Annotated in this window: 5 protein-coding genes; 4 read left to right on the forward strand and 1 reads right to left on the reverse strand. The window is 74.0% G+C overall.

The genetic code is table 11. The features are described from left to right. On the reverse strand, nucleotides 1-827 hold an 827-nt coding region (locus tag ACTUAL_RS18615; RefSeq protein ID WP_440901162.1), incomplete at its 3' end, for an alpha-amylase family glycosyl hydrolase. A 682-nt stretch (nucleotides 828-1,509) separates the two neighbouring features. Between ACTUAL_RS18615 and ACTUAL_RS18620 the strand changes: the two genes are divergently transcribed. The 4 genes from ACTUAL_RS18620 to ACTUAL_RS18635 form a co-directional block, all read left to right on the forward strand. Beyond that, nucleotides 1,510-2,139: a helix-turn-helix domain-containing protein gene (locus ACTUAL_RS18620; RefSeq protein WP_440901163.1), complete on the forward strand. Its 630-nt coding sequence runs from the start codon at nucleotides 1,510-1,512 to the stop codon at nucleotides 2,137-2,139. Continuing rightward, nucleotides 2,136-2,345: a hypothetical protein gene (locus tag ACTUAL_RS18625; RefSeq protein WP_440901164.1), complete on the forward strand. Its 210-nt coding sequence runs from the start codon at nucleotides 2,136-2,138 to the stop codon at nucleotides 2,343-2,345. Before ACTUAL_RS18620 ends, ACTUAL_RS18625 begins: the two co-directional genes overlap by 4 nt. Continuing rightward, on the forward strand, nucleotides 2,342-3,328 hold the full coding sequence (locus tag ACTUAL_RS18630) for a hypothetical protein (protein ID WP_440901165.1): 987 nt from the start codon (nucleotides 2,342-2,344) through the stop codon (nucleotides 3,326-3,328). The genes ACTUAL_RS18625 and ACTUAL_RS18630 overlap by 4 nt, the downstream gene beginning before the upstream one ends. Continuing rightward, nucleotides 3,325-3,647, forward strand: a 323-nt coding sequence (locus tag ACTUAL_RS18635) for a hypothetical protein (protein WP_440901166.1), incomplete at its 3' end; no start/stop codon positions are given. The genes ACTUAL_RS18630 and ACTUAL_RS18635, both read left to right, overlap by 4 nt.

The following is a 3,647-nucleotide window of genomic DNA, read 5'->3' on the forward strand; positions in this document are numbered from 1 at the left end:
CCGCACCCGATCGCGCCGCCGGGGGTGTGGCCGGCGGGGGGGGCGTGGCCCCCGGGGGGGGTCTTGGGGGGGGCCGGGGGGGGGACCGGGGTGTACGGGAACGAGGTGGCCGGGTCGAGGTCGGGGAAGTCGGGGCTGCCCGCGAGCTTCTCGACGTCGACCGGGTTGCCCTCGCGGTCCAGGTAGGGGACGGCCTTGGAGCTGACGTAGTCGTGGGCGCCCTCGGCGTAGTCGATGACGTCGGCGGTGTGGTTGGCGACGATGTCGAAGAAGACCTTGATGCCCCGGCGGTGCGCGTCGCGGATGAGGCGGCGCATGTCGTCGGTGGTGCCGAAGTGCGGGTCGAGCGAGGTGTAGTCGGTGGTCCAGTAGCCGTGGTAGCCGGCGGACGCGTCGGGGCCCGCGCCCTGGACCCAGCGGTTGCGGAAGACCGGGGTGAGCCAGAGGGCGGTGGCGCCGAGGTCGTCGAGGTAGCCGAGCTGCTGCTGGAGGCCCTTGAGGTCGCCGCCGTGGTAGAAGCCCTTGTCGGTGGGGTCGAAGCCGTGCTGCGCGCGGTCGCCGCCGGTGTGGGCGCGGTCGTTCGACGGGTCGCCGTTGGCGAAGCGGTCGGGGAGGGCGAAGTAGAAGCGCTCGCCGGTGGGGGCGTCGCGGAGGGCGTCCTTGGCGAGGGCCTGGTCGCCGGCGCGGGCGCCCGGTGGGAGGTCGGTGGTCTTGCCGACGGCCAAGCGAGCTCCGGGCTCCGGGGCCGCTTGCGCCTGGGCCTGGTGGGTGACGGCTGCGGGCTGGACGAGGACCAGCGCGATGAGCGCGGCGACGGACCGACGCACCGCGACCTCCTTGTCGCAAGTTCTTGCGGCTGCGCCCGGCGGCTCCACCGGGACAGGGGCAGCGCATCACGGTGCGGTGGGGGCGACAAGGGCCGAGCGGTGGAAAAGACTTGCAGGAGGTTCGGGGTGCCGCGCGCGCCCCGGCCCGGTGGGGGCACTGGGTCGGGGGGCTCCGGGCCGGGGGCGGGGGACGTCACCCGCTTGGGGTCGTCTGCTTCGGACCACCTGCTTGGGGTGGTTCGCTTCGGGTCGTCTGCTTGGGGTGGTTCGCTTCGGGGCAGCGGCGTTGCGGTTGCAGGGTCGTGGACCACAGCGACTTGCCGGTCGTGGCCCGCAGTCACGCGGTGTTGCGCACCCGGCGGCGATGATCTTCCAAGTGGCGGTGCCGCGGTCGAGCGCGTCCACCACCCAGCGGGCCTGCGCGGTCCCCAGCACGCGCCCGGCCTTGTCGCGCGGGGAGGTGTTGGCGTCTCCTTCGTGGAACGCCCGGAACGCCCGCGCGGCGAGCACGTCAACGCGCTTCTCGGGGTACTGCGGCAGGTCCAGAGACGTGGGGCTACTGAAGTTCCAGTAGACGGCCCCGCCGGGTGCGGCTAACACGCGACGGGGCCTGGACCAGGACGCTGGAGGTCCCGGCCGTGCGCCGATCTTCCCATGCCCGCAGTTCGACGGCGGTGACGCCGTGAGCATCGAGGCCATCAACTGGGCGCTCAACCACGCCCCCATCCCCACCGACCGCAAGGACGCCGCCGCGCTGGCGATCACGTTGATCGCGCTGGCCAACCACGCCGGGCCAGACGGGGCCGAGGCGTTCCCGTCAGTCGATCGCATGATCGGCTACACCCGGCTGTCCCGGCGCACCGTGCAGCGCGCGCTGCGGTCGCTGGAGGACTTGGGCCTGATCCGCAAGGGCAACACCCGCGTGCGCGACGCCCGCATCGAACGTGCTGACCAGCGCCCACAGGTGTACGACCTGGTGTTGTCCGCCGGGTTGTCCACAGCCTCGGAAGCGGGGCGTCAAGATGGCACCCCGTTGACCAGCACGGGGCGTCAGCAGGGCGCGAACGGGGTGTCAGCAGCGACCAAGCGGGGCGTCAGCATGACGCCCGAACCGTCCTTCAACCATCCGGGTAACCGTCCCGCGCCGAGCGCGCCCGCCACCGGGCGCTCGGCGGTGCCGCCGGTGTGCGGGCAGTGCGACGCTCGTGACTCCGACCCGGTCTCGGCTCGTGTGGTGTGGCTCGATGAGGACCGCACCCGGTCCACTCCGTGCCCGCGCTGCGCGCCGCGGCGGTCGGGGGGTGCGCGATGAGCGGGCGTGTCCACCTCGCCTACCGGGAGCCGGCCACCGTGTTCCACCCGGAGGGGTGGCTTTCCCCGGCGGATTGCCTGGAGGACCGGGCGGCTGCCGAGCGGTTGCGCGATGCGACGAACCTGCTGTCCGGGCCGGATGCCGCGCGGCGGCGGACCTGGCACATCACCGACTGCCCCGGCGAGGACTGCGGGGTGCGGCGATGACCACGGCATTGCCGGTGCCCGAGCCGGATGACGACGAGGTGCGGCGCACGGTGGCGGAGGTGGAGCGGTACGTCGCCGCGCAGGCCTCGGCGGTGCCCGACGCAGCTCCGGCCGTCGAGCCGCCGGCCACCAGGCGGGTTCGCGAGTTGCGTGCCGAGGTGGATGAGGCGCATGCGCTGTTGGAGTTGCAGGCCGACGCGGCGCCGCTGCTGCTCGACACCGACCGGGTGCGGCGCAGTCGTAAGCGCGCCGCCGAGGCCGCGCGTCTGCACGCGCTGGCGCAGGACCCGGCGGCACGTGCGTGGCAGGCGGCGCGGGTGCGCCTGGTGCTCACCGTCGTGGCCCTGGCCGCGCTGGTCGGCGCGCTGGGCTGGTCGACCACGGGCGTGCACCACACGCTCACCCGCGGCATGGCCGAGCGCACCGCCGCATGGTGGGGCGCGTGGGCGGTGGAGCCGGTGATCTCGGCGGTGCTGCTGGTCATCGTCGGCGCGCGGGCGTTCCTGGCGACCCGTGGCCGGGTGCTGCACCACCCGCACCTGGCGGTGGTCGAGTACGGAGCGCTGACGGTGACGCTGACGCTCAACGTGTGGCCGTACCTGCCGTGGGTGTCGGTGCCGTGGGCGCGGTTCGACGCGATGCAGCTCCTCGCGCAAGCCATCGGCCCGCTGGTGGCGGTCGGCGCGGTGGCGGTGCTGCCGGTGATCTGGTCGGCGTTCGCGGACCTGGACCACGGCCTTCCGGTAAGCCCTACCGCCGCCTCTACCGGCCCGGAGTACAGGCAAAACGCCCCCGGCAAGGGCGATGTGGAGCAGAGGGCTACCGAGACTCGGACGGCCCTACTGACCGCCCGCGCCCGGCAGCTGATCGCCGCCGGGCGGTTGCCCGCCGACCCGTCCGCGACCCGGCTGCGGGAAGCGCTGGGATGCGGCACCGACGCGGCCCGTGAGGTCCGCGACGCCCTGCGCGGGGGTGCAGCGTGAGCCCGACGCAGCAGAAGAACGGCACGGTTGGCGTGCTGCTCCCGTTCCCGGACACCTCCGTGCCCACCGGCCACGAGGCGGAAGCCCCGACGTCGACCGCCGGGGCGGTCACCGGGAAGCCGGGCGCTGCTTCGAGCGCTGCGGAGGCCACGGCGCCGATGTTGGACGGCGAGTTGGTCACCGAGGCCGAGTACCGGCGATCCTATGCCCGGCGGCTGGTCGAGTCGGCGGTGTCGCGGCTGCCCACCCAGTGGCAAACCGCCGAGTCCGCCCGCCAGGCCGGGACGGAGCTGGCGAGCCGGGTCGCCCTGCTACCGGT

This window comes from Actinosynnema sp. (assembly GCF_052038725.1).

Coding starts and splice junctions, on each gene's coding strand:
- ACTUAL_RS18625 (WP_440901164.1), top strand. CDS start 2,136: ATGAGCGGGCGTGTCCACCTCGCCTACCGGGAGCCGGCCACCGTGTTC.
- ACTUAL_RS18630 (WP_440901165.1), top strand. CDS start 2,342: ATGACCACGGCATTGCCGGTGCCCGAGCCGGATGACGACGAGGTGCGG.